This is a genomic window from Microbacterium sp. NPDC055312 (genome assembly GCF_053645675.1).
Genome location: NZ_JBSHMU010000001.1, coordinates 823,687 through 845,903, shown reverse-complemented (window position 1 = coordinate 845,903; position 22,217 = coordinate 823,687). Strand labels below are relative to the sequence as shown.

Below are 22,217 nucleotides of genomic sequence, written 5' to 3'. Positions count from 1 at the left end.
GCTTTTCGCCTAGCCTGCGAACGTGACACCCCACTCCGTCGCCGTGCTGATCGTGCACCTCGCGATCGCCGCGGTCGGCGTGTGGCTCATCGCGATCGATGCGCGCACGCACCGGCTGCCGAACCGCATCGTGCTGCCCACACTGGCCACCCTGGTCCTGCTCGTGATCGTCGAGGCGCTCGCCTCGGGCGACGCGGAGCGGCTGACCCGATCCCTGCTCGGAGCCCTCGCGCTCGGCGCGTTCTTCGCCGTGCTGCGCTTCGCGTCGCGACGGGGCATGGGCGGAGGCGACGTGAAGCTCGCCGCCGTGATCGGACTGGTGCTGGCCTGGCACGGCTGGCAGATCCTGCTGCTCGGCGCCGCCGCGGCATTCCTGCTCGGCGCCCTGCACGCCCTGGTGCTGATGGCGCTGCGACGGGCCACTCGGCACACGCGGATCGCGTTCGGGCCGTGGATGATCATCGGCGCGGCCCTGGCGATCGGGCTCGCGTGAGCGATCGGGCTCGCGTGAGCGCCTCGGCCGGGCCGTCGGCGGGTGGGGATAAGGTGAGCACATGGCAATCGCACGACTTCACGGCGGCCCGCTCGACGGGCAGATCATCCCGCTCGACGACGCGGATCAGGATTCCCTGATCCTGCCCTACAGCGAGACCCAGCTCATCTACCGGCGCGAGGGCGACGCGACCAACACCGGCGCGCACGACGGCCCCACCGAGACCGGCTTCTGGTTCGTCGAGTCGGGCGACGACATCAGTCCCGGCGACGACTGACCGCGCGGCGCCGGTGAGTGCAGAACCGCAGCGCTCGTTCGAGATCGAGCGCAAGTACGACGCGGATGCCGACACGCGCCTCCCCGACTGGTCGGGGATACCCGGGGTCGTCGCGGTGAGTGACGGCGAGCCGAGAGAGCTCGACGCGCGCTACTTCGACACGGCGGACGCCGCGCTCGCACGCCACGGCGTCGCCCTGCGCCGGCGCACCGGCGGGCCCGATGCCGGCTGGCACATCAAAGGACCCCGCCAGGGTGACGGCCGGCTCGAGCTGGGCTGGCCGCTCGGTGAGACCGATCGACTGCCCGACGCGGTCGCCGAGACCGTCGCGCAGTGGACGGATGCCGAGCTGCACCCGCTCGCACGCATCGAGAACTCCCGCACCGCCTTCCACCTGCTGAGTGCAGACGGCGTGATCGCCGAATTCGTCGACGACCACGTGCGTGCGACGGATCTGCGCACCGGCACGCGCACCGAGTGGCGCGAGTGGGAGATGGAGCTCGGGCCCGCCGCTCCCGCCGACCCCGCTCAGCGGGAGGCGTTCTTCACCGCCGTCGAACGCGCGGTGTTCGCGGTCGGCGGTCGCGAGCCGTCGTCGGGATCGAAGCTCGCCAGAGCGCTCGGACACTGACCGGGCAGCATCCACGACGCAACCCCTTTCATCCGCTGCGTCCGACGTGCTTGAGTCGCACCATGACCCATGCCGTGCAGCTGCGCTCCATCCAGACGCTGACACCCGAAGCGACGCTCGAACAGCACACGGTCCGCGACATGTTCGCCGCGCAGCCCGGCCTCTCCCGGCTCGCCCGGCGACTGATCGCCACCTCGTTCGACGGCGCCGGGGTGCAGACCCGGCACACCGTGCTCGACGAGCTCGACCCGACTGCGGCGATCGACGAACCGCAGTTCCTGGATCGCACCACCGGTGCACTGCTCGAGCCCGGTACCGCCGCGCGCAACGACATCTACGCCAGAGAGGCCGACCGGCTCTTCATCGAGGTCGCCCGGCGCAGCATCGCCGCCGACCCCGACATCTCGGCATCCGACATCACGCACGTCGTGACCGTCTCGTGCACCGGCTTCCACGCCCCGGGCCCCGACTACGCCATCGTCCGTGCCCTGGGCCTCTCCGCCGCCGTGCAGCGCTACCACCTGGGATTCATGGGCTGCTACGCCGCGCTGCCGGCGCTGCGCGCCGCCGCCCAGTTCTGCCGAGCCGACCCCGACGCCGTCGTCCTGGTGGCGAGCGTCGAGCTGTGCACCCTGCATCTGCGCTCGTCGGCCGACCCCGATGCGATCATCGCCTCGTCGCTGTTCGCCGATGGCGCCGGCGCCGCCCTCGTCACCGCGCGCCGTCTGCCCACCGACGCGCCGGGGTTCCGCATCGACGCGTTCCACACCGCACTCATCCCCGACGGGGAGGACGACATGGCGTGGACGATCGGCGACACCGGATTCGAGATGGTGCTCTCCACGCGGGTGCCGCAGCTGATCGGCACGCACATCGACGACGCGCTGGGGGCGCTGTGGCAGGGTGATGACGACATCGCCGACGGGCTCCGCCGGCGCCGGATCGGCGACGTCGTCCGGCACTGGGCGATCCACCCCGGCGGGCGCAGCATCCTCGACCGCGTGCAGGAGAGTCTCGCGCTCGACGACGGGCAGCTGGCCCCGGCGCGCGAAGTCCTGCGCACCCGCGGCAACATGTCGAGCGCGACCGTGCTGTTCGTGCTGCAGCGCATCCTCGAGCACGAGACGCCGCGGCCGGGCGAGCGCGTCGCCGCGATGGCGTTCGGCCCCGGCCTCACCGCCGAGAGCGCGCTGCTCACCGTGGCGGGGCGCGACGATGAAGGGTGAGCGCGCTCGCGCGGTCGATCTGCGCCGACGCGCCGTCGATCTGCCCGAGCGGATGGATGCCGACGACGCCGACCCGAAGATGCTCGCGCGCACGTATGCGCTCTTCACGTACGTCAACGCGATCCTGTCGGGGCGACGGGGCTTGCACAACCGCGAGATCGACCCGCGCGCCCGGCACGGCAGCATTCGGGTGCTCGACATCGGCTGCGGCGGCGGGGACATCGCCCGGTACGTCGCCCGCCGGTTGCGCAGAGACGGCATCCGCGCCGAGGTGATCGGCGCCGACATCGACCCCCGGGCGGTGCGGTGGGCATCGGATGCCGACGACGACGGCCTCGTGCGGTGGCGCTGCGCGTCGAGTTCGCAGCTCGCGGCGGAGGGGGAGCAGTTCGACGTCGTGCTCTCCAACCACGTGCTGCACCACCTCAGCGCGGAGCAGCTGGCCGGCCTCCTCGACGACTCCGTGCGCCTCACCGCGCCCGGGGGGATCGCCGTGCACGGCGACATCGCCCGCAGCCGCACCGCCTACGCCGTCTTCGACGCGCTCACCCGGCTGATCGCAGGAACCCTGCTGAAGGGCTCGTTCATCCGCGAGGACGGGCTGCTCAGCATCCGCCGGTCGTACACCGCGGCCGAGCTGGCCGCCGTCGCGCCACCGGAGTGGCGTGTGCAGCGGCGCTTCCCGGCGCGACTGCTGCTGGTGCACGCCGGGCACCTGTACTGATCGCCGCAGCCGGATGCAGAAGAAGGCCCGATCCGCGCGGACCGGGCCTTCTTCTCGAGACGGATGTCACATGTTGATCATGTGACCGGCGAGACCGTGGAAGGCCTCCTGCAGCGCCTCGGACAGCGTCGGGTGGGTGTGCACGTTGCGTGCGGCCTCGAGAGCGGTGAGGTCCCACTTCTGTGCGAGGGTCAGCTCGGGCAGAAGCTCCGACACGTCGGGCCCGATCAGGTGACCGCCGATGAGCTCGAGGTGCTCGGCGTCGGCGATCAGCTTGACGAAGCCGACCGGCTCGCCCAGGCCGTTGGCCTTGCCGTTCGCGCTGAACGGGAACTTGGCGACCTTGATCTCGCGACCCTCGGCCTTCGCCTGCTCCTCGGTGAGGCCGAAGCTGGCCACCTGCGGCTGGCAGAACGTGGCACGCGGCATCATGCGGTAGTCGCCCAGCGTCTGGGTCTCGGCCTTGCCGATGGTCTCGGCTGCCACGACGGCCTGCGCCTCGGCCACGTGGGCCAGCTGCAGCTTCGCCGTGACGTCGCCGATCGCGTAGATGCCCTCGACGTTCGTGCGCATGTGGTCGTCGATGTCGATCGCGCCGCGCTCGGTGAGCTTCACACCGGTCTTGTCGAGTCCGAAGCCCTCGATGTTCGGCGCGAAGCCGACCGACATGAGCACCTTGCCCGCGGTGATCTCGCCCGGCTGGCCGTCGCGCGTCTCGTAGGTGACGTGCACGGACGAGCCGTTGTCGGTGACCGTCTTCACCGCGGTGGAGGTGAGGATGTCGACGCCGAGCTTCTTGTACTGCCTCTGGATCTCCTTCGAGACCTCCGGGTCCTCGTTGGGGAGGGCGCGGTCGAGGAACTCGATGATGGTGACCTTCACGCCGTAGTTCGTCATGACGTAGCCGAACTCCATGCCGATGGCGCCGGCGCCGACGATGACGATCGACTCGGGCAGCTCGCGCGAGAGGATCTGCTCCTCATAGGTCACGACGTTGTCGCTGAGCTCGACGCCCGGCAGCAGCCGAACCGTCGAGCCGGTCGCGATGATCGCGTTGTCGAAGGTGATCTCCTCAGACGAGCCGTCGCTCTTGGCGACGCTGATCGCCTTCGGGCCGGTGAAGGTGCCGCGACCCTCGTACTCGGTCACCTTGTTCTTCTTCATCAGGAAGTGGATGCCCTTGACGTGCGTCTCCGCGACCTTGCGGCTGCGGTCGAACGCTGCGCCGAAGTCGAAGCTCACATCCCCCGAGATGCCGAAGAAGTCGGCCTTGTGCGTGAAGGTGTGGGCGACCTCGGCGTTCTTGAGGAGCGACTTCGAGGGGATGCATCCGACGTTCAGACACACACCACCCCAGTACTTCTCCTCGATGATCGCGGTGGACAGGCCGAGCTGGGAGCTGCGGACGGCGGCGACGTATCCGCCAGGGCCCGCGCCGAGGATGACGACATCGTAGTGTGGCATGCCCTCAGCCTAATCCCTGGCTGACGGTGGGCGCGGGACGCGACCCGGCAGACGGATCCCTGACCGAGGGTGGGCGCGGGACGCGACCGGGCAGCGGCGAGGGGCGGACCTGGATCGGGCCTCCTCCCCGGCCCCCGCATCAGATAGTCTGGAGTGCCGGAGGAGGGAGAACCGTGACAGACGACAGCATCGGCGCCGGAGGCGCGATCCACCGCAGCGGCAGCGAGAAGCGCCACGACGTGACACAGACGTTCGGACACGACTCCGATCTCTCTTTCGTGCCCTTCGGAGCCGACCTCACCGAACCCGAGGCGGCCGCGATCTCGGCGCTGCCGTCCGGATCCGCGCTGCTGCTCGTGCGAGCCGGTGCGCTCGCCGGTGCGCGCTACCTGCTCGACTCCGATGTGACCACCGTGGGCCGGCATCCCGAGGCCGACATCTTCTTCGACGATGTCACCGTCTCGCGTCGTCACGCCGAGATCACCCGCTCGGGTACGGCGTTCGAGATCGTCGATCAGCGTTCGCTGAACGGCACCTACGTCAACGGGGAGCGGGTCGACCGCAGTGAGCTGGCCAACGGCTACGAGCTGCGCATCGGCAAGTTCCGGATGAACTTCTTCGCGTCGCCTGTCGATCTCGCGACGGCGACCGCGTGATGGCGGCGGCTGGCGCCGCCAGGGACCGCTCCGCATCCTCGGGTCTTCTGAGCATCGGTCAGGTTCTCGCCCGGCTCACCCCCGAGTTCCCGCAGCTCACCTCCAGCAAGCTGCGCTTCCTCGAGGTGCAGGGTATCGTCTCCCCCTCGCGCACCGAGTCCGGCTACCGGAAGTTCTCGGCCTCGGACGTCGAGCGTCTGCGTGCCGGGCTCACCCTGCAGCGCGATCACTACCTGCCGCTCAGCGTCATCCGCGAACAGCTCGACGAAGCCGAGGCGAAGGGTGAAGGCTGGGGCAGCATCGCTCCGCCGTCGATCTCGCCGCCGGCCCGACGCCGCCGGCGCGATGAGCTGCTGCTGCACACCGGTGCGACACCGCAGCTGCTCAACGACGCGATCAGCGCGGGGTTGATCGTAGGGGCCGAGCACTACACCGACCAGGCGGCGTCGATGCTGTCGGGTCTGGTGACGCTCGCGCGCCACGGCATCGAACCCCGCCATCTGCGCAGCATGCGTCAGAACGCCGAGCGCGAGGCCGCGCTGATCGAGTCTGCGCTGTCGACGCTGCTGCGGCGCACCGACGCCGCGTCGCGGGGGAGAGCGGCGGAACTCGCCCCCGAACTCGCCACGCACATCGACGAGGTGCGCCGTCAGCTCGTGGCCCAATCGCTCGAGCGGGTGCTTTCGTAACGAACGGATTGCGACACACCCTCCCCGCGGGTCGGATGTCGTTGCCGGGGCAGGGGTCCTGCTCTACCGTGGGGAATAAGCCGTTCAGGAGGGACAGAGTATGAGTGCGGATGGGCTTGCAGGCGACCCGCGGTTCGTGACCGAACTCCTGTTCACCGACGGTCTGCCGGCGATGGACGACGAGGTCGGATACCGTGGTGCGGTCGCCGCTCGCGCTGCCGGCATCACGTACCGCCAGCTCGACTACTGGGCGCGCACCGAGCTGGTCGTCCCGACCGTGCGCGGCGCATCGGGCTCCGGTTCGCAGCGCCTGTACGGGTTCCGCGACATCCTCGTCCTCAAGCTCGTCAAGCGACTGCTCGACACCGGCATCTCGCTGCAGCAGATCCGCACCGCGGTCGAGCAGCTCCGCGCCGCGGGCATCCGGGATCTCGCCGGGACCACGCTGATGAGCGACGGCGCCTCGGTCTACCTGTGCACGTCGAACGACGAGGTCATCGACCTCGTCAGCCGCGGACAGGGCGTGTTCGGCATCGCCGTCGGCAAGGTGCTGCGCGAGGTGGAGTCGACGCTCGTCGAGTTCGACCCCACGGTTCCCGACCCCGTCGACGAGCTCGCCGCACGCCGCTCCAAGCGCACCGCCTGAGCCTTCACGTCGACTACACGCGACAGGCTCAGGGCCCTTCGACAGGCTCAGGGACCCAGCGACAGGCTCAGGGAGCCAGGGCCTGCGGATGCAGACGAAGAAAGCCGCCCCGAGGGGCGGCTTCTCTGTGCGGACGCGGCTCTCAGGCCGTCGCGCCACCTTCGGGCACAGGCACGCGACCGGTGCGGATGATGCGGTCGAGCAGCGCGTCGAAGTCGGCGGCGAGCTCCTGGGCCGAGTCGCCCGGCCAGATGTGCAGCGGCTTCGCCGCTCCCTGCGCCTGCTGCAGCGACGTGCGCTCGGGCAGCTGCGGTGAGAGCACGAGCGGACCGAACATGTCGCGCAGCTCCTTGATGCGGAACTGGTGCTCGATCGACTGAGGGCGCACGCGGTTCACGACGATCCCCAGCGGCTGGAGGCGTGGGGAGAGGCCGCGACGGATCTCCTCGATGGCTCGCAGCGCACGATCGGCCGCCGCGACCGAGAACAGGCCGGGTTCGGTGACCACCATCACGCGGTCGCTGGCGGCCCACGCGGTTCGCGTGAGGGCGTTCAGCGAGGGAGCGCAGTCGATCAGCACGAGGTCGTACTCGCTCTCGACGGTCGCCAGCGCCTCTTCGAGCTTCCACACGTCGCGGACGCTGGGGTGCGGTCCGTCGAAGTTGATGGCCGACGGGCTCCCGATGAGCACGTCGATCGTGCCGGGATGCACCTTCGCCCACCCGCTGGTGGTGATCGCCTGGCGCACCACCTTCTCCTTGGGGTTGCCGAGGACGTCGGCGATGTTCAGGCGTCCGGCGATCTGGAGGTCCATGCCGGTGGACACGTCGGACTGCGGGTCGAGGTCGACGACGAGGGTCCGGATGCCGCGGGCGAAGGCGGCGGAGGCGAGACCGAGAGTCACGGTCGTCTTGCCGACGCCTCCCTTGAGGGAGCTGACGCTGAGTACGTGCACGTCCTACACGTTACCGTGCGCTCCCTCGGGCGGCGCTCAGCGTCGTGCGGTGCGTTCGCGCCGGGCCGTCCTTTTGCTCGTGATCAGGCGGGAGCACTAACCTTGTCGGGCGCCTACAAAGGTGCGAGCTGGGAGTGAACCGTGAACCCGAAGAAGAGCGTCGATCCCGAAGAAGACGATTCGAGGGGCGTCCTCGACGACACCCCGTCGTCGGACACGACGGGAATCGGCCTGGTCGGCAGCACCGCGCACGTCGAGGTCATCCTCCCCACCGGCGGGTATGACGACGAAGCCGATGACGAGGCCGTCGATGACGAGGTCGTCGAGGGAGAAGTCGGCGCGGTGATCACCGACCTCATCATCGACACGTCGGCCGTCGCCGACGCCGAGGTGCTCGCGCGGATCCAGCAGGAAGCGCCCGACGTGGTCATCGAGCTGCCGGCCGAGGATCTTCCGATCAGCCGGCCGGAGGCGTCCGACGACGCGGACCGGATGGACCGGCCGGCACCGGGCGAGGTGCACGACGAGGGTGCGGTCGTCGCGGAGATCATCGACGACATCGACCACGCCGACGACTCGGCCCCCGAACTCGCCGCATCCGAGGACGAGACCGTCGCGGAGACGGCCGTCGAGACCGAACCGGATGCCGGATCCGAGAGAGCATCCGACGCTGTCGAGTCGCACGTGACCGTCATCGAGGTCGATGACGACGATGACGACGACGACGACGATGATGACGACGACGACGACGATGACGACGACGATGACGACGATGACGACGATGACGACGACGACGACGATGACGATGACGATGACGATGACGATGACGATGACGATGACGATGACGATGACGATGACGACGTAGGTATCGATCACGTCGACGACGACGGCGGACTCGTCGACCCGCGCGAGGACGACGTCGACGAACAGGGAGAGCGGGATCGTGTCGACCGGCCTCAGGTGCCGGGGAGCGCAGCCGTGCTGCTCGATCCGCCCCGACCTTCCGAACCCGCAGAGGAGACCCTTCCCGTGGCATCCCTTGACCCTGCCCCCGCCTCCCGGCCGGCAGTCCCGCAGCCCGCGGAGATCGCCCTGACCTCGAAGCGGCTCGACGACCTCGGATCCGCGGCGACCAGCGAGAGCGCCGACCTGCTGACCGCAGACCGCCTGCTCGACCCGGCGCGCATGACCAAGCCCGAGCCCGAGGGGCCCTGGAGCCACCTGCTGTATTCGATCTCCGGTGGCCGCATCAACGTCGGCGACGGCCGCAAGGCGCGCGAGCGCAAGCAGCTCAGTGCGCGCATCGCGGCCCCGCTCGCCGGCACAGCCCGCTTCGTGCCGGTGCTCTCACGCAAGGGCGGCGTGGGCAAGACGACCGTCACCGCCCTGCTCGGCATGGCCCTCGCAGACGCGCGCGACGACCGGGTCATCGCCGTCGACGCCAATCCCGATCGCGGCACTCTCGCCGAGCGCGTGGTCGGATCGCACACCAGGTCGGTGCGCGACCTCGTGCGCGCACAGCACGACATCCGCGGGTACCACGACGTCTCGGCGTTCGTGGCCCGCGACGAGACCCGTCTCGACGTGCTCGCATCCGACGCCGATCCGCGCGTGTCCGAGGCGTTCGGCGACGGCGACTACCGCGATGTGGCGACGGTCGCCGCGCAGTACTACTCGCTGGTGCTCACCGACTCCGGCACCGGCATCGTGCACTCCGTGATGGGTGCCACCCTCGACCTCGCCGACCAGCTCATCATCGTGTCGGGGCTGAGCGTCGACGAGGCGCGACTGGCATCCGAGACGATCACCTGGCTCGAGTCGAACGGACACGCCGCGCTCGCCCGCGAGGCGATCGTCGTGCTGAACCAGTCGAACCCCGGCGCGCCGCTGGTGCGGCTGAGCGAGCTCGAGGCGCACTTCTCTACCCGGGCCAAGCACGTGCTCCGCGTCCCGTACGACCCGCAGATCGCCGGGGGAGGCGCGATCGACTTCGGCCGCCTGCAGCCGGCCACCCGGCAGGCGGCCCGCGAGATCGCCGCGGCCCTCGTCGAGGGACTGCGGGCGAGGGCCGCCTGATGACGGTGCGCGAGATCCGCCTCTACGGCGACCCCGTGCTGCGCACCGTCTGCGAACCGATCGTCGAGATCGACGACGGTGTGCGCGCACTCATCGCCGATCTGATCGACACGGTCGAGCTGCCCGGTCGGGCCGGAGTGGCCGCCAATCAGATCGGCTTCGCCCTGCGCGCCTTCAGCTACAACATCGACGGCGAGATCGGGTACGTCATCAACCCCGTGCTCACCGAGGTGCGCGGTGAGGCTGTGCCGACGGGGGAGGGATGCCTGTCGGTTCCCGGTCTGTGGCACGACACCCCCCGGCACCCGTGGGCTCGGGTCGAGGGCATCGACCTCGACGGCGCCCCGGTCGTGCTCGAGGGCGAGGGTCTGCTCGCGCAGGCACTGCAGCACGAGACCGACCACCTCGACGGGCGCGTCTACCTGAGCCGTCTGCAGGGCGAGACCCGCAAGCTGGCCATGCGACAGGTGCGCGAGAGCGACTGGTTCTGACCCGGGACGCGCCCCGGCCGACCGAGAGGCACGAGGAGCCGTCCTGGTACGACGAAGGGCCCGCGCGGTGCGCGGGCCCTTCGCGTGCACATCACCCGAGCGGCGTGGTGGTCGTCTGCACCGGAGCGTCGTAGATCTCGGTGATCGCATCGGCGAAGTCATCGAGGATGACGTTGCGCTTGATCGACATCTTCGGGGTCAGATGTCCGCTCGCCTCGGTCCACTCCACCGGAAGGATCGTGAACTTCCGGATCGACTCGGCGCGGGAGACCATCTTGTTGGCGCGGTCGACCGCGCGCTGCACCTCTTCGCGCACCGCCGGGTTGCGGCTCGCCTCGCTCAGCGACATGTCGCCGGGGAGGCCGTTGTTCGCCAGCCACGTCGGCAGCATCTCGCTGTCGAGCGTGACCAGGGCCGAGATGAACGGCTTCTGATCGCCGAGGACGACGACCTGGCTGACGATCGGATTCGAGCGGATCGGATCCTCGAGCATCGCCGGGGAGACGTTCTTGCCACCGGCGGTGACGATGATCTCCTTCTTGCGGCCGGTGATCGTGAGGAAGCCCTCGGAGTCGAAGCTGCCGATGTCGCCGGTGCGGAACCAGCCGTCGTCGAAGGCTGCCTCCGTGGCCTCGGGATTGTTCCAGTACTCCTTGAAGACGTTGATGCCCCTGACCTCGATCTCGCCGTCGTCGGCCAGGCGCACGCCCACACCGGGGAGGGCGGGGCCGACGGTGCCGATCTTCGACTTGTGCGCCAGGTTGACCGTCGCCGGAGCGGTCGTCTCGGTCAAGCCGTAGCCCTCCAGGATCACCACACCGAGGCTGTGGAAGAAGTGACCGAGGCGGGCGCCGAGAGGCGCGGAGCCCGACACGGCGTACGCGACGTTGCCGCCCATGGCCTCGCGCAGCTTGCCGTAGACGAGCTTGTTGAACAGCGCGAACTTCATGCGCAGTCCGAACGGGATCGGCTTGCCCTCCTCACGCAGGGTGGAGTGCTCGATGGCGGCTGCGGCCGCGGCGCGGAAGATCTTGCCCTTGCCCCCGGCCTCCGCCTTCTGCTCAGCGGAGTTGTACACCTTCTCGAACACGCGGGGCACCGCGAGCAGGAAGGTCGGCTTGAACGAGCCGAGCGCCGGGAGCAGCTGCTTCGTGTCGGGCTGGTGTCCGGTGCGCACGCCCGAGTGCACGGCGAGGATCGAGATGAACCGGGCGAACACGTGCGCAGTGGTGATGAACAGCAGGGTCGAGGCTCCCGGTGCCGAGACGACCTCGTCGAGGGCCTTCGCGGAGTTGCGTGAGAGCTCCACGAAGTTGCTGTGCGTCAGCACGCAGCCCTTCGGGCGCCCGGTCGAGCCCGAGGTGTAGATCAGCGTGGCGATGTCGGAGCCCACGGCGATGCCACGGCGGCGTTCGATCTCGGCGTCATCGACCTCGGCACCGCGCGCGGTGAGGGTGTCGATCGCTCCGAGGTGCATCTGCCAGATCTCGCGCACGAGCGGCAGGTCGCCACGCACCTCATCGGCGCGGGTGAAATGCTCGGCGGACTCGACGATCAGGGCGGTCGCTCCGGAGTCCTCCATGATCCACTGGATCTGGGCGGGGGAGCTCGTCTCGTAGATGGGCACCATTACCGCGCCGGCGTAGAACAGCGCGAAGTCGACGAGGGTCCAGTCGTAGGTCGTCTTGGCGATGAAGCCGACCTTCTCACCGGGCTGGATGCCGGCGGCGACGAAGCCCTTGGCGAGAGCGACGACCGCGGTCTCGAAGTCCTTCGCGGAGATGTCGCGCCATCCGTCACCCTCGGGCACGCTGAACAGTGCCAGATCGGGGGTCTTCTTGACCCTCTCGGCGAGCAGATCGCTGACGTTCCCCTCCGGGTCGGCAGGGACGATTGCGGGGACTTCGAACTGGGCCACGGCAGCTCCTTCGGCACCGGTCGGACGGGTGTCCTAGAAGTCTATGGCATGAGACCCAGTCGCACCTCGGAAGAAACTCGGTCGCGACGGCGTCGCGGCGCTAGACTTCCCACGATGTTCTACTGGCTGATGAAGTACATCGCGATCGGCCCGCTGGTCAAAGCGATCTTCCGACCCTGGATCGTGGGGCGTGACAACGTCCCCACCAGTGGCGCGGCCATTCTGGCGAGCAATCATCTGTCTTTCGCCGACTCGATCTTCCTGCCGCTGCTCATCGACCGGCCCATGTCGTTCCTGGCCAAGAGCGACTACTTCACCGGCCGGGGGCCGAAGGGCTGGGCGACCAGGATCTTCATGAAGGGCACCGGCCAGATCCCCATCGACCGCTCCGGCGGGAAGGCATCCGAGGCGTCTCTGAACACCGGCCTGCAGATCCTCGGCCGCGGCGACCTGCTCGGGATCTATCCCGAGGGCACCCGCAGCCCCGATGGTCGGCTGTACCGCGGGCGAACGGGCATCGCGCGCATGGCGCTCGAGGCGAAGGTTCCGGTCATCCCGGTGGTCATGGTCGACACCGACACGGCGATGCCGATCGGCCAGCGCATCCCGAACATCATGCGCGTCGGCATCGTGATCGGCGAGCCGCTCGACTTCTCGCGATACGAGGGCATGGAGAACGACCGGTACATCCTCCGGTCCGTCACCGACGAGATCATGATCGCGCTGCAGCGCCTCGGAGCGCAGCGGTACGACGACGTGTACGCCTCGACCGTGAAGGACCGCCTGCCGGTCGGCGCGCCCGGCCGCCCCTGACCTGCCCGTCGGATCCGAGCCCTCGTCCGGCCGCTTGTCACAGGGCCGATCGGCCCTGTCAGCGGACACTAAGCTTGAGCACATGCTTCCCTCGCACCCTGAACTCGACGCGTGGCGATCCCTTCCCATCAAGCAGCAGCCGCAGTGGCCCGACGCCGAGCGCGTCGCCGAGGTGTCCACGCAGCTGGCCGCGCTGCCGCCGCTCGTGTTCGCGGGCGAGGTCGACAACCTCCGCTCGCGGCTCGCCCGCGCGGCATCCGGCAACGCCTTCCTGCTTCAGGGCGGTGACTGCGCCGAGACCTTCGCGGGTGCCACCGCCGACCAGATCCGCAACCGGATCAAGACGGTGCTGCAGATGGCGGTCGTGCTCACGTACGGCGCATCGATGCCCGTGGTGAAGATGGGCCGGATGGCGGGTCAGTTCGCCAAGCCGCGCTCGAGCGACAGCGAGACCCGCGGCGACGTCACGCTGCCGGCCTACCGTGGCGACATCGTCAACGGCTTCGACTTCACCGAGAAGTCGCGCACGGCCGACCCGGGGCGCCTGCTGCAGGGCTACCACATGGCCGCCTCGACCCTGAACCTCATCCGCGCCTTCACGCAGGGCGGTTTCGCCGACCTGCGCGAGGTCCACTCGTGGAACAAGGGCTTCGCGCAGAACCCCGCCAACCAGCGCTACGAGCGCATGGCGGCCGAGATCGATCGCGCGATCAAGTTCATGGAGGCGGCCGGCGCCGACTTCGAAGAGCTCAAGCGCGTCGAGTTCTTCACGGGCCACGAGGGCCTGCTGATGGACTACGAGAGCCCGATGACCCGCATCGACTCGCGCACGGAAACCCCGTACAACACCTCGGCGCACTTCCTCTGGATCGGGGAGCGCACCCGCGAGCTCGACGGCGCGCACGTCGACTACTTCTCCCGCATCCGCAACCCCATCGGCGTCAAGCTCGGGCCGACCACGACCCCCGAGACCGCGCTCGCGCTGATCGACAAGCTCGACCCGAACCGCGAGCCGGGGCGGCTCACCTTCATCACCCGGATGGGCTCGGGGAAGATCCGGGATGCCCTTCCGCCGCTGCTCGAGGCGGTCAAGGACTCCGGCGCCACGCCGCTCTGGGTCACCGACCCCATGCACGGCAACGGCATCACCACGCCGAGCGGCTACAAGACGCGGCGCTTCGACGACGTCGTCGACGAGGTCCGCGGGTTCTTCGAGTCGCACCGCGCGGTGGGCACGTTCCCCGGCGGCATCCACGTCGAGCTCACGGGTGACGACGTCACCGAGTGCCTCGGCGGCTCGGAGCAGATCGACGAGGCCGGCCTCGCCACCCGCTACGAGAGCCTGTGCGACCCCCGTCTGAACCACATGCAGAGCCTCGAGCTCGCGTTCCTCGTCGCGGAGGAGCTCGAGAAGCGCTGAGCTCACGCACGTGCAGACGAGAGCGGCCGCCCGGAACACCGGGCGGCCGCTCTCGTCATGTCGGCGGATGCCGAGTCAGCAGAAGAAGCCGGGGGTGAGGGTCACCGTGGTGCCACGGGCTGCGCTGCCCGTCGGGTCGTAGCTGCACACCTTGTAGACGTCCCAGTACTTGCCGCCGAGGGGCAGCCCGATGTCCTCGATGGTGGGATTCACCTTGAAACCGGCGCCTTTGAGCGCATCGACCGCCTGCCGCACGGTCTTGCCCTTGACGTCGGGGATGGGCAGCGGCTGCGGACCCTTCGACACGGTCAGCGTCACCGTGTCGCCCGGGCGCCACGGCCCGCCGTCCGGACGCTCGGAGCTCTGCGCGATGATGGATCCCTTGGCGACCGAATCGCTCCAGTCCTCCGGGCGCTCGTCCGCGACCTTCAACCGGGCCTCCTCGAGCAGGCGCACCGCCTCGTCAAGGGGTCGCCCGGTGACGTCCGGCACCGCGCCGAGCGAGAGCTGGATGAGCGCCGCGTCGTCTTCGAACACCTCGCAGCCGTCGGCGCAGCCGTACGCCTCGCCGTCGTCGCGCGGAGTGATGCGCACGTTCAAGACGAGACCCTTGTCGAGCTCGTCGAAGTACTCCTCGACATCGTCCGAGACGTTCACGCGGTTCTCGGCGAGGATGCTGCGCACCTCGTCGGCGCTCTTGCCGCGCAGCGCCGGCAGCTCGTGCTTCGCGGGGCCGGTGGAGACGACGAGCGTCACCGTGCTGTCCTTCTCGACCCGCTCGCCCTCGCCCGGTGCCGATTCGATGATCAGCCCGGGGTCGACGTCGATCGATGACCGCTCCGCCCTCTCCGGGACCAGGCCTTCCGACGTGACCGAGGCGGCGGCATCCTCGTAGGTCATGCCCGCGACCGCCGGAACGGGGATGAGCGAGCCCGGACCCGATCCGAACCACCACCCGAGTCCGCCGGCGAGCACGGCGAGAAGCAGCACGACCGTGAGCAGCACCGCCCCGGTGGAGCGTCGACGCGCCGTCCGGCGAAGCAGCCGAGTGGCGTTGTCGACCGACTCCCCGGCCTCTTCGACGGGGCTCGGCAGCAGGGCGGTGCCGGGCAGGATCTTCGTGACGGACCCCGAGTCGTACTCGCGTGCGGAGGCGTCGGTCGCGGTCGGTGCGGGCGAGACGCCGATCTCGCGCTCGATCTCCCGCAGGCGCGTGAGCATCGCCTTCGCATCGAGAGGGCGATCGTCGGGCGACTTCTCGGTGGCCCAGAGCACGAGCTCGTCGAGCGGTTCGGGAACCGAGGGGTTGCGTGCACTCGGTCGGGGCACCTGCTCGGTCGCGTGCTGGAAGGCGATCTGCATCGGCTGCTCGCCTTGGTACGGCTGCTCGCCGACGAGCATCTCGTACAGCATGATGCCGAGGGCGTAGATGTCGCTGCGGGCGTCGGCCGTGCCGCGGGTGACGAGCTCCGGCGCGAGGTAGGCGATCGTGCCGAGCAGCTGCGCGCCGGTTGCCGTGTTCGCGGTCGTCGCTCTGGCGAGGCCGAAGTCGCCGATCTTGATCCGGCCGTCCTCGGCGAGCAGGACGTTCTCGGGCTTCACGTCGCGGTGCACGATGCCGGCGGCGTGCGCGGCCGCGAGACCGGACAGGATCGCGTCCATGATCGTGATCGTCTGCGTGATGGTGAGCCGCTTCTGCTCGCGCATCAGCTCGCGCAGCGTGATGCCGGGAAGGTACTCCATCACCAGGTACGCGAGTTCGCCGTCCTGCCCCTGATCGAACACGTTCACCACGTGCGGATCGGCGAGCCGGGCCGCGGCTCTGGCCTCCTGGATGAAACGGCTCTGGAACGCAGAGTCGTCGCTGAGATGCGCGTGCATCACCTTGAGGGCGATCCGCCGTTCGAGGCGCATGTCGGTGGCGACGTAGACGGTCGCCATGCCGCCGCGAGCGATTCGGGCGCGAACACGATACCTGCCGTCGACAAGCCGCCCGATGAGCGGGTCGGCCTGCGGAGTGTTCACAGGTCGAGTCTATGAAGAACAGGCCGGGAGAACGGGCAGCGGCGCACCCCAGGCGGGTTTCGATCCGGTGACGATGGGCGCGTCATCGCAGTGCGGCGAGCCACTGATGCGCCTGCGTCTCCCACATTCCGTAGCGATCGGGGTAGGCCGACACCTGCACGGCCTGCGCGGCGGCGGTGAACGGCATGTCCTGCCACCCGGTGATGTCGAGCAGTCCTCGGCTCGCGGCGCCGTTCGGGTCGGCAGGGCCGCCGTAGAACACGCGGATGCTGCGGTCGGCATCCATCGCCTGTTCGGGTGCGCCCCAGCCCTGGCTCGGACGCTGCTGGAACAGCCCGAGCGAGTCGCGGTCGCCGTGGTCGAGGTTGCGCATCGACGACTCGACCATCGCGGTGGCGAGCGCAATGGCGATGCCGCGATCCGGCACGCCGAGCTCGCGTCCTATCCCGACGATGCGCGCCGCATGAGCGGTCTGCTCGGCATCCAGCGCTGCCGAGCGCTGCCCGGTCGTCGTCGCCGACGCGGGAGCCGGGGCGGTCAGTCGAAGAGCCTGGCCCGGGTAGATGATGGCGCCCTCGCCGAGTCCGTTCGCCTGCAGCAGGCCCGCCACGCTCGTGCCGTGCTTCCTGGCGATCCCGAAGAGCGTGTCGCCCGCGGTGACGGTGTGCGAGTCGGGCGCCGCGGCGGCCGGAGGAGCTGCAGGTGCGGCGGAGACGGGTGCGGCCGCCGGCGCCGCGCCGGCCGCGATGCGCAGCGTCTGACCGGGTCTGATCATCGCGGAGCCGCCGAGGCCGTTGAGCGACATGATCGCCGAGACCGTCGTGCCGTACCTCTTCGCGATGGCGAACACGGTGTCTCCGCGGACGACCGTGTGCGCGGCCGCCGGGGCGGGAGCGACGGGAGGCGCGGGTGCCGGCGCCACGGCCGGCGGCGCGGATGCGGGGGAGAGACGCAGCGTCTGCCCGGGGAAGATCACCGATCGCCAGCCCAGGCCGTTCCACGCGAGCAGGTCGGCGGCGGCGATGCCGTGGCCTGCGGCGATCGACCAGACGGTGTCGCCCGGTCGGATCGTGTACTCGGCGGGCGGTGCGACGGCGGGCCGGACCGCGGTGTGCGCAGCGCCGCCCACGACCGAGAGGGCGCGCAGGCCCGGCCCGTGGCTCGCCGCCGCGGTCGCGCGGATCTCGTCGGCGCCCGCGGGCGCGGCGGTCAGGGCGGCTGCCAGGGTGCCGACGACGGCGGCCGGTGCGGTGATCCGCATCGCCGCGGTGCGCGGGTTGGTGATGTGCATGTCGTCTCTCCCGGAAGCGCTCGTGGATCCACAGAAACGCTGACACGCATGTAAACGGATGTCAACAGCTGTGACTGCTGTGACGAGAGTGATCCGTGTGAATGCGTGCGCTGTCCGGACGCACGGGTGAGATAGTGGAGGGGTGTCTGAGAACGCTGCTGATCCCTCCGCCTGGCTGACGATTCCCGAACTGGCCGAGGCGCTCCACGAGACGCCGGGTCGCGTCCGCCGGCTGCTCGACGAGCGCTACCTGGTCGGCTCGCGTCGCAACGGCGCGTTCGCGGTGCCCGCCGTGTTCATCGTCGACGCGCGCCCGCTGCCCTCGTTGCGCGGCACGATCATGGCCCTTCAGGACGCCTCGTTCTCGGACGACGAGGTCATCGACTGGCTGCTCGCGGAGGAGGAGACGCTCGGCCGCACGCCGATCGCCGCGCTTCTCGCCGGGCACAAGAGCGAGGTCCGCCGCGTCGCGCGAACACTCGCCTGACCGGACGCCCGCGCTCGCTGCGCTGCCGGTTCAGGCCGATCGGGCGATCGCGGCTTCGGCCAGACCGTGCAGGGCCTGAGAGGCGCTCTCCTTCAGCTCTGCGTCACGGAGCGCTCGCACCGCGGCATCGCTGTACTCCGCGATCATCCGCTCGACCTGCGTCGCGGCCCCTGTCTCGCGGATCAGCTCCTGAAGCTGCGCGACCTCGGCTGCGCTGAGATCGGGGTCGCCGATGCGCGCATCGAGGTGCGCCCGGGCATCCGGTGGCAGAGCCTCGCGGGCGATCGCGATGAGCGCGGTGCGCTTGCCCTCGCGCAGATCGTCGCCCGCCGGCTTGCCCGTGATCGCGGGATCGCCGAAGACGCCGAGCACGTCGTCGCGCAGCTGGAAGGCCATGCCGACCGGATGCCCGAACGCGCGCAGCCGCGCGAGCAGCCGCTCATCGGCCCCGCCGAGGGTCGCGCCGAGGAGGATCGGCTGCTCGACGCTGTACCGCGCGGACTTCAGCGCGACCACGCGCAGCGCGCGTTCGAGCAGAGAGGCCGGCGGGTTCACGCTCCACGCCGACTCCTCGGTCACGTCGAGCATCTGACCGACGGTGACGTCGCGCCTCATCCGGGCGTACTCCGCGCGCGTCGGCGCGGCATGCGGATGCCCGATGAGGCTCTCCTCGAGCAGGTCGTCGCTCCAGGCGACGAGGAGGTCGCCGAGCAGCACCGCCGTCGAGCGGCCGAACGCCTCGGCATCGCCGTGCCAGCCGGCGTCACGGTGCGCGGCTTCGAGCGCGCGATGCGACGCCGGGCGTCCGCGGCGGGTATCGGAGTTGTCGATCAGGTCGTCGTGCACGAGCGCCGCGGACTGGAAGATCTCCAGCGCCGCGCCGAGACCCCACAGCGCGTCATCAGCGGTCGCGGCGTCACCCGCGGCCGCGAGCCAGCCCGCGTGCGCGAACCTGGCTCGAAGCCGCTTCCCGCCCTGCAGCGTGGCGGCGGCGGCGTCGAGGAACAGGTCGGCGTCGGGACCGTACTCGGCGCTTCGCGAGCGGATGCTCTGCACGAACCGGTCGAGTCTCTCGGCGACGGCGTCGGTGACGAGGGAGGAAGACACGATTCCCAGCCTAGATGCAGACAATCGGGCGATGCCCGGCTAGCCGACCGCCCCGCGCGCGGGTAGACTTGGATGACCGAACCGAGGGGGTTGGACATGCCTCTTTCCGAACAAGAGCAGCGCATGCTCGATGAGATGGAACGTCATCTTCTCCAGCACGACGCGGACGTCGTCACAGCGCCGTCCGGCGACCGGTCTCTGAGCTACCGAAACCTGGTCTACGGCGCCCTTCTGCTGCTCGCCGGCATCGGCGGTCTCGTCGCCGCGGTCGCGGCAGGCGACAGACTCGGAGCGGTCGGCAGCATCATCCTCGGAGTCGTGGCGTTCCTGGCCATGCTGGGTGGTGCGATCCTCGCCTTCACGCCAGTGCGTCGCACCGTGCCGTCCGGTGCGTCGTCGCACCCTCGCGGCCCGAGGGCCAGCGACTCCTCCTTCATGGATCGCATGAACGACCGATGGGATCGGCGACAGGACGAGCGCTGAGCCGAACCGCTGACCTGACCCACTGAGAGACCCGGATGCCCAGCATCCGGGTTTTTTCGTGTCTGCCGACCTCTGTGTGACGGCGAGCCCTCCACCGGCCCTCCACCCGCCCTCCACCGCGCTCCACCCAGCCTGATCCGCGGAACCACGCGTGTCTCGACAGCATCGGGGATCACCTTCGCGAGATTCGCACGGATTGGTCGTAGGTAAGTGGAGCGAAGTGGAGTAAAGTGGTGCGCACCTCGAGTTGGCCGGACGCAGAGGGGGTGATGGCCAGTGCTGCTGGGTACCCACACGCCGAAGCTGGACGACAAGGGCCGCGTGATCCTTCCTGCGAAGTTCCGCGAGGACCTCGCCGGCGGCATCGTGGTCACCCGCGGCCAGGAGCGCTGCCTGTACGTGTTCAGCACCGCCGAGTTCGAGGCCAAGCACGAGCGGATCCGCGAGGCTCCGCTCACCGACAAGCAGGCCCGCAGCTTCCTGCGCATGTTCCTCTCCGGAGCCAGCGCCGAGATGCCCGACAGCCAGAACCGCATCACCATCCCCGCGCACCTCAGGCAGTACGCGGGGCTGGAGAAGGAGCTGGTCGTCACGGGAGTCGGCGCGCACGCCGAGATCTGGGACGCCTCCGCCTGGAACGCCTACCTCGAGAGCAACGAAGAGTCCTACGCCGATCTGGAACAGGAGGTGATTCCCGGCTTGTTCTGACCACGGCTGTGATGCCTCGCCGCTCCGCCCCGACACACTTCCCCGGTGCCGGGTCGAGCGGAGAGGAATCAGAGCCGGAGGTCACGGGAGAAGATCATGAGCATCCGCGACATCCACACACCCGTGCTGCTGGAGCGCTGCATCGAGCTGCTCGCACCGGCGCTGCAGCAGGACGGCGCGGTGCTCGTCGATGCCACGCTCGGCATGGGCGGTCACTCCGAGGCCTTCCTGGAGCGCTTCCCCGGCATCCGCCTGATCGGACTCGACCGCGACACGGACGCGCTGCGCATCGCGGGCGAGCGTCTGGCGCCCTTCGGCGACCGCGTCACGCTCGTGCACACCGTCTACGACGAGATCGGCCTGCACGCGCAGGGCGCGTCGGCGATCCTGTTCGACCTCGGCGTCTCGTCCCTGCAGCTCGACGAGGCGGAGCGCGGCTTCGCGTACTCGAAGGACGCGCCGCTCGACATGCGCATGGACCAGACGAGGGGACGCACCGCCGCGACCATCCTCGCGGAGTACAGCGAGGGCCAGCTCCGGCGGATCTTCGAGCGCTTCGGCGAGGAGAAGCTCGCCGGCCGCTACGCCCGCTTCATCGTGCAGGCGCGCGCCGAGCGTCCGCTCACCCGCTCGGGCGAGCTCGTCGACCTGCTCGTGGCCGCCACGCCGGCCGCCGCGCAGCGCGCCGGCCATCCCGCCAAGCGCGTGTTCCAGGCGCTGCGCATCGAAGTCAACTCCGAGCTCAGCGTGCTCGCCGACGCCATTCCCGCCGCGATGGACGCGCTCGTGGTCGGAGGGCGCATCGCCGTCATGGCGTACCAGTCGCTCGAAGACCGCCTGGTCAAGCAGGCGTTCTCGGCGGCCTCGTCGTCGACCGCGCCCGCCGGCCTGCCCGTCGAGCTTCCGGAGCACGCCCCGCGCTTCCGGACCCTCACGAAGGGCGCGGAGCTGGCGAGCGATGAGGAGAAGGCGCGCAACCCGCGCGCGATACCCGTGCGGCTGCGCGCCGCAGAGAAGCTGAGGGAGTCGGCATGAGCCTGCAGATCGCGCGGGCCCTGCCGCGCCCCACCCCGCGTGTCGACCCGCCGCGCCGGCTCACCCCGGTCGCCGCGCCCGCACCCGCACCCGCACGACGCCCGCGACTCGCGTACGCAGCCCTCGCCGTCGTAGGCGCCCTCGCGATCGGCGCCGCGCAGATGGGTATCTCGCTCGCCACCACCCGCGACGCCTTCGTGCTCGCGGGGCTGAACACCCAGCAGCACGAACTCGGCCTGCAGAAGCAGGCCCTGCACGAGCAGCTGATCGGCATCAGCTCGCCCCAGTCGCTGGCGAAGAAGGCGGATGCCATGGGGCTCGTCGTCGCTGGATCCGCGTCGTACCTGCGCCTCAGCGACGGGCAGGTCCTCGGCGCCGGAGACGGCGCGAGCGCGGCATCCACCGTCAACCCCAACGGGGGGACCGCGGTCGGCAACGCCCTGCTCGTGCCCCCGCCGGCACCGCCCGCCGACACGGCGCCGGACGACGGCGCCCTCGCAGACGGGGTGTCCGACGCCACCGTCGTCCCGCCCGAGCCCGCAGGCCCTCCCGTCGTCACCGGCGGACTTCCCACCCCTGTCACCCGATAGCCCACCGCCCGA

Annotated in this window: 23 protein-coding genes; 17 read left to right on the top strand and 6 right to left on the bottom strand. The window is 69.9% G+C overall.

The annotated features are described in order from the left end of the window. Positions 1-22: 22 nt before the first annotated feature. The 5 genes from ACWIDW_RS04100 (at position 23) to ACWIDW_RS04080 (ending at position 3,351) form a co-directional block, all read left to right on the top strand. Positions 23-493 carry a prepilin peptidase gene (locus ACWIDW_RS04100; protein WP_454123150.1) on the top strand — a complete coding sequence of 157 codons (471 nt, stop codon included), beginning with the start codon at positions 23-25 and terminating at the stop codon, positions 491-493. A 61-nt stretch (positions 494-554) separates the two neighbouring features. Next, a complete protein-coding gene (locus tag ACWIDW_RS04095) occupies positions 555-770 on the top strand; it encodes a response regulator (RefSeq protein WP_454123148.1) in 216 nt (71 codons plus the stop codon). A gap of 13 nt (positions 771-783) precedes the next feature. Further along, the gene (locus ACWIDW_RS04090) at positions 784-1,401 is read left to right on the top strand and encodes a CYTH domain-containing protein (protein WP_454123146.1); all 618 of its coding nucleotides are present in this window, start codon (positions 784-786) and stop codon (positions 1,399-1,401) included. A gap of 62 nt (positions 1,402-1,463) precedes the next feature. Continuing rightward, complete coding sequence (locus ACWIDW_RS04085) at positions 1,464-2,627, top strand: type III polyketide synthase (protein WP_454123145.1); 1,164 nt, start codon at positions 1,464-1,466, stop codon at positions 2,625-2,627. Continuing rightward, a complete protein-coding gene (locus ACWIDW_RS04080) occupies positions 2,617-3,351 on the top strand; it encodes a methyltransferase domain-containing protein (protein ID WP_454123143.1) in 735 nt (244 codons plus the stop codon). The genes ACWIDW_RS04085 and ACWIDW_RS04080 overlap by 11 nt, the downstream gene beginning before the upstream one ends. 66 nt (positions 3,352-3,417) lie before the next feature. Here the strand turns inward: ACWIDW_RS04080 and lpdA are convergent, their stop codons facing one another. After that, positions 3,418-4,815 carry a dihydrolipoyl dehydrogenase gene (lpdA, locus tag ACWIDW_RS04075; RefSeq protein ID WP_454123141.1) on the bottom strand — a complete coding sequence of 466 codons (1,398 nt, stop codon included), beginning with the start codon at positions 4,813-4,815 and terminating at the stop codon, positions 3,418-3,420. A gap of 173 nt (positions 4,816-4,988) precedes the next feature. Between lpdA and ACWIDW_RS04070 the strand changes: the two genes are divergently transcribed. From ACWIDW_RS04070 to ACWIDW_RS04060, 3 genes are all read left to right on the top strand, one after another. Continuing rightward, positions 4,989-5,471, top strand: coding sequence for an FHA domain-containing protein (locus tag ACWIDW_RS04070; RefSeq protein ID WP_452323337.1), 483 nt, complete (start codon positions 4,989-4,991; stop codon positions 5,469-5,471). Continuing rightward, the gene (gene ftsR, locus ACWIDW_RS04065; RefSeq protein WP_454123140.1) at positions 5,471-6,160 is read left to right on the top strand and encodes a transcriptional regulator FtsR; all 690 of its coding nucleotides are present in this window, start codon (positions 5,471-5,473) and stop codon (positions 6,158-6,160) included. Before ACWIDW_RS04070 ends, ftsR begins: the two co-directional genes overlap by 1 nt. A gap of 100 nt (positions 6,161-6,260) precedes the next feature. Next, positions 6,261-6,806: a MerR family transcriptional regulator gene (locus ACWIDW_RS04060; protein ID WP_454123138.1), complete on the top strand. Its 546-nt coding sequence runs from the start codon at positions 6,261-6,263 to the stop codon at positions 6,804-6,806. A gap of 142 nt (positions 6,807-6,948) precedes the next feature. Here ACWIDW_RS04060 and ACWIDW_RS04055 read toward each other — a convergent pair whose 3' ends face one another. Beyond that, a complete protein-coding gene (locus ACWIDW_RS04055; RefSeq protein WP_452323339.1) occupies positions 6,949-7,761 on the bottom strand; it encodes a ParA family protein in 813 nt (270 codons plus the stop codon). A 141-nt stretch (positions 7,762-7,902) separates the two neighbouring features. Between ACWIDW_RS04055 and ACWIDW_RS04050 the strand changes: the two genes are divergently transcribed. Next, positions 7,903-9,837 carry a MinD/ParA family ATP-binding protein gene (locus ACWIDW_RS04050; RefSeq protein ID WP_454123136.1) on the top strand — a complete coding sequence of 645 codons (1,935 nt, stop codon included), beginning with the start codon at positions 7,903-7,905 and terminating at the stop codon, positions 9,835-9,837. Then, a complete protein-coding gene (gene def, locus ACWIDW_RS04045) occupies positions 9,837-10,328 on the top strand; it encodes a peptide deformylase (protein WP_454123134.1) in 492 nt (163 codons plus the stop codon). The genes ACWIDW_RS04050 and def overlap by 1 nt, the downstream gene beginning before the upstream one ends. A 91-nt stretch (positions 10,329-10,419) precedes the next feature. Here the strand turns inward: def and ACWIDW_RS04040 are convergent, their stop codons facing one another. Further along, complete coding sequence (locus ACWIDW_RS04040; RefSeq protein ID WP_454123133.1) at positions 10,420-12,246, bottom strand: AMP-dependent synthetase/ligase; 1,827 nt, start codon at positions 12,244-12,246, stop codon at positions 10,420-10,422. A gap of 114 nt (positions 12,247-12,360) precedes the next feature. Here ACWIDW_RS04040 and ACWIDW_RS04035 point away from each other — a divergent pair, with 114 nt between their 5' ends. Beyond that, positions 12,361-13,059, top strand: coding sequence for a lysophospholipid acyltransferase family protein (locus tag ACWIDW_RS04035; RefSeq protein WP_454123131.1), 699 nt, complete (start codon positions 12,361-12,363; stop codon positions 13,057-13,059). Between the two features lie 82 nt (positions 13,060-13,141). Further along, a complete protein-coding gene (locus ACWIDW_RS04030) occupies positions 13,142-14,479 on the top strand; it encodes a class II 3-deoxy-7-phosphoheptulonate synthase (protein WP_454123129.1) in 1,338 nt (445 codons plus the stop codon). 75 nt (positions 14,480-14,554) lie between these two features. Here ACWIDW_RS04030 and pknB read toward each other — a convergent pair whose 3' ends face one another. Together pknB and ACWIDW_RS04020 are read right to left on the bottom strand one after the other, a co-directional pair. Continuing rightward, positions 14,555-16,504: a Stk1 family PASTA domain-containing Ser/Thr kinase gene (gene pknB, locus ACWIDW_RS04025; protein ID WP_454123128.1), complete on the bottom strand. Its 1,950-nt coding sequence runs from the start codon at positions 16,502-16,504 to the stop codon at positions 14,555-14,557. Positions 16,505-16,586: 82 nt separating this feature from the next. Next, complete coding sequence (locus ACWIDW_RS04020) at positions 16,587-17,795, bottom strand: LysM peptidoglycan-binding domain-containing protein (protein ID WP_454123127.1); 1,209 nt, start codon at positions 17,793-17,795, stop codon at positions 16,587-16,589. Between the two features lie 142 nt (positions 17,796-17,937). Here ACWIDW_RS04020 and ACWIDW_RS04015 point away from each other — a divergent pair, with 142 nt between their 5' ends. Then, the gene (locus tag ACWIDW_RS04015) at positions 17,938-18,282 is read left to right on the top strand and encodes an Rv2175c family DNA-binding protein (RefSeq protein ID WP_454123125.1); all 345 of its coding nucleotides are present in this window, start codon (positions 17,938-17,940) and stop codon (positions 18,280-18,282) included. Positions 18,283-18,312: 30 nt separating this feature from the next. On the opposite strand, the gene ACWIDW_RS04010 is transcribed toward ACWIDW_RS04015, so the two are convergent. Next, entirely contained in the window at positions 18,313-19,389 is a 1,077-nt protein-coding gene (locus tag ACWIDW_RS04010) for a polyprenyl synthetase family protein (RefSeq protein WP_454123124.1), read from the bottom strand. A 96-nt stretch (positions 19,390-19,485) separates the two neighbouring features. On the opposite strand from ACWIDW_RS04010, the gene ACWIDW_RS04005 reads away from it, so the two are divergent. The 4 genes from ACWIDW_RS04005 (at position 19,486) to ACWIDW_RS03990 (ending at position 22,205) form a co-directional block, all read left to right on the top strand. After that, positions 19,486-19,872, top strand: coding sequence for a DUF3040 domain-containing protein (locus ACWIDW_RS04005; protein ID WP_454123122.1), 387 nt, complete (start codon positions 19,486-19,488; stop codon positions 19,870-19,872). 276 nt (positions 19,873-20,148) lie between these two features. Then, positions 20,149-20,580, top strand: a complete 432-nt coding sequence (mraZ, locus tag ACWIDW_RS04000; protein ID WP_454123121.1) for a division/cell wall cluster transcriptional repressor MraZ — start codon at positions 20,149-20,151, stop codon at positions 20,578-20,580. Positions 20,581-20,676: 96 nt separating this feature from the next. Next, complete coding sequence (rsmH, locus tag ACWIDW_RS03995) at positions 20,677-21,615, top strand: 16S rRNA (cytosine(1402)-N(4))-methyltransferase RsmH (RefSeq protein ID WP_454123120.1); 939 nt, start codon at positions 20,677-20,679, stop codon at positions 21,613-21,615. Further along, positions 21,612-22,205, top strand: coding sequence for a hypothetical protein (locus ACWIDW_RS03990; RefSeq protein ID WP_454123119.1), 594 nt, complete (start codon positions 21,612-21,614; stop codon positions 22,203-22,205). Before rsmH ends, ACWIDW_RS03990 begins: the two co-directional genes overlap by 4 nt. The last annotated feature ends 12 nt before the right edge of the window (positions 22,206-22,217 follow it).

Coding starts and splice junctions, on each gene's coding strand:
- ACWIDW_RS04095 (WP_454123148.1), top strand. CDS start 555: ATGGCAATCGCACGACTTCACGGCGGCCCGCTCGACGGGCAGATCATC.
- ACWIDW_RS04085 (WP_454123145.1), top strand. CDS start 1,464: ATGACCCATGCCGTGCAGCTGCGCTCCATCCAGACGCTGACACCCGAA.
- ACWIDW_RS04080 (WP_454123143.1), top strand. CDS start 2,617: ATGAAGGGTGAGCGCGCTCGCGCGGTCGATCTGCGCCGACGCGCCGTC.
- lpdA (WP_454123141.1), bottom strand. CDS start 4,815: ATGCCACACTACGATGTCGTCATCCTCGGCGCGGGCCCTGGCGGATAC.
- ftsR (WP_454123140.1), top strand. CDS start 5,471: ATGGCGGCGGCTGGCGCCGCCAGGGACCGCTCCGCATCCTCGGGTCTT.
- ACWIDW_RS04060 (WP_454123138.1), top strand. CDS start 6,261: ATGAGTGCGGATGGGCTTGCAGGCGACCCGCGGTTCGTGACCGAACTC.
- def (WP_454123134.1), top strand. CDS start 9,837: ATGACGGTGCGCGAGATCCGCCTCTACGGCGACCCCGTGCTGCGCACC.
- ACWIDW_RS04035 (WP_454123131.1), top strand. CDS start 12,361: ATGTTCTACTGGCTGATGAAGTACATCGCGATCGGCCCGCTGGTCAAA.
- ACWIDW_RS04030 (WP_454123129.1), top strand. CDS start 13,142: ATGCTTCCCTCGCACCCTGAACTCGACGCGTGGCGATCCCTTCCCATC.
- ACWIDW_RS04020 (WP_454123127.1), bottom strand. CDS start 17,795: ATGCACATCACCAACCCGCGCACCGCGGCGATGCGGATCACCGCACCG.
- ACWIDW_RS04005 (WP_454123122.1), top strand. CDS start 19,486: ATGCCTCTTTCCGAACAAGAGCAGCGCATGCTCGATGAGATGGAACGT.
- rsmH (WP_454123120.1), top strand. CDS start 20,677: ATGAGCATCCGCGACATCCACACACCCGTGCTGCTGGAGCGCTGCATC.
- ACWIDW_RS03990 (WP_454123119.1), top strand. CDS start 21,612: ATGAGCCTGCAGATCGCGCGGGCCCTGCCGCGCCCCACCCCGCGTGTC.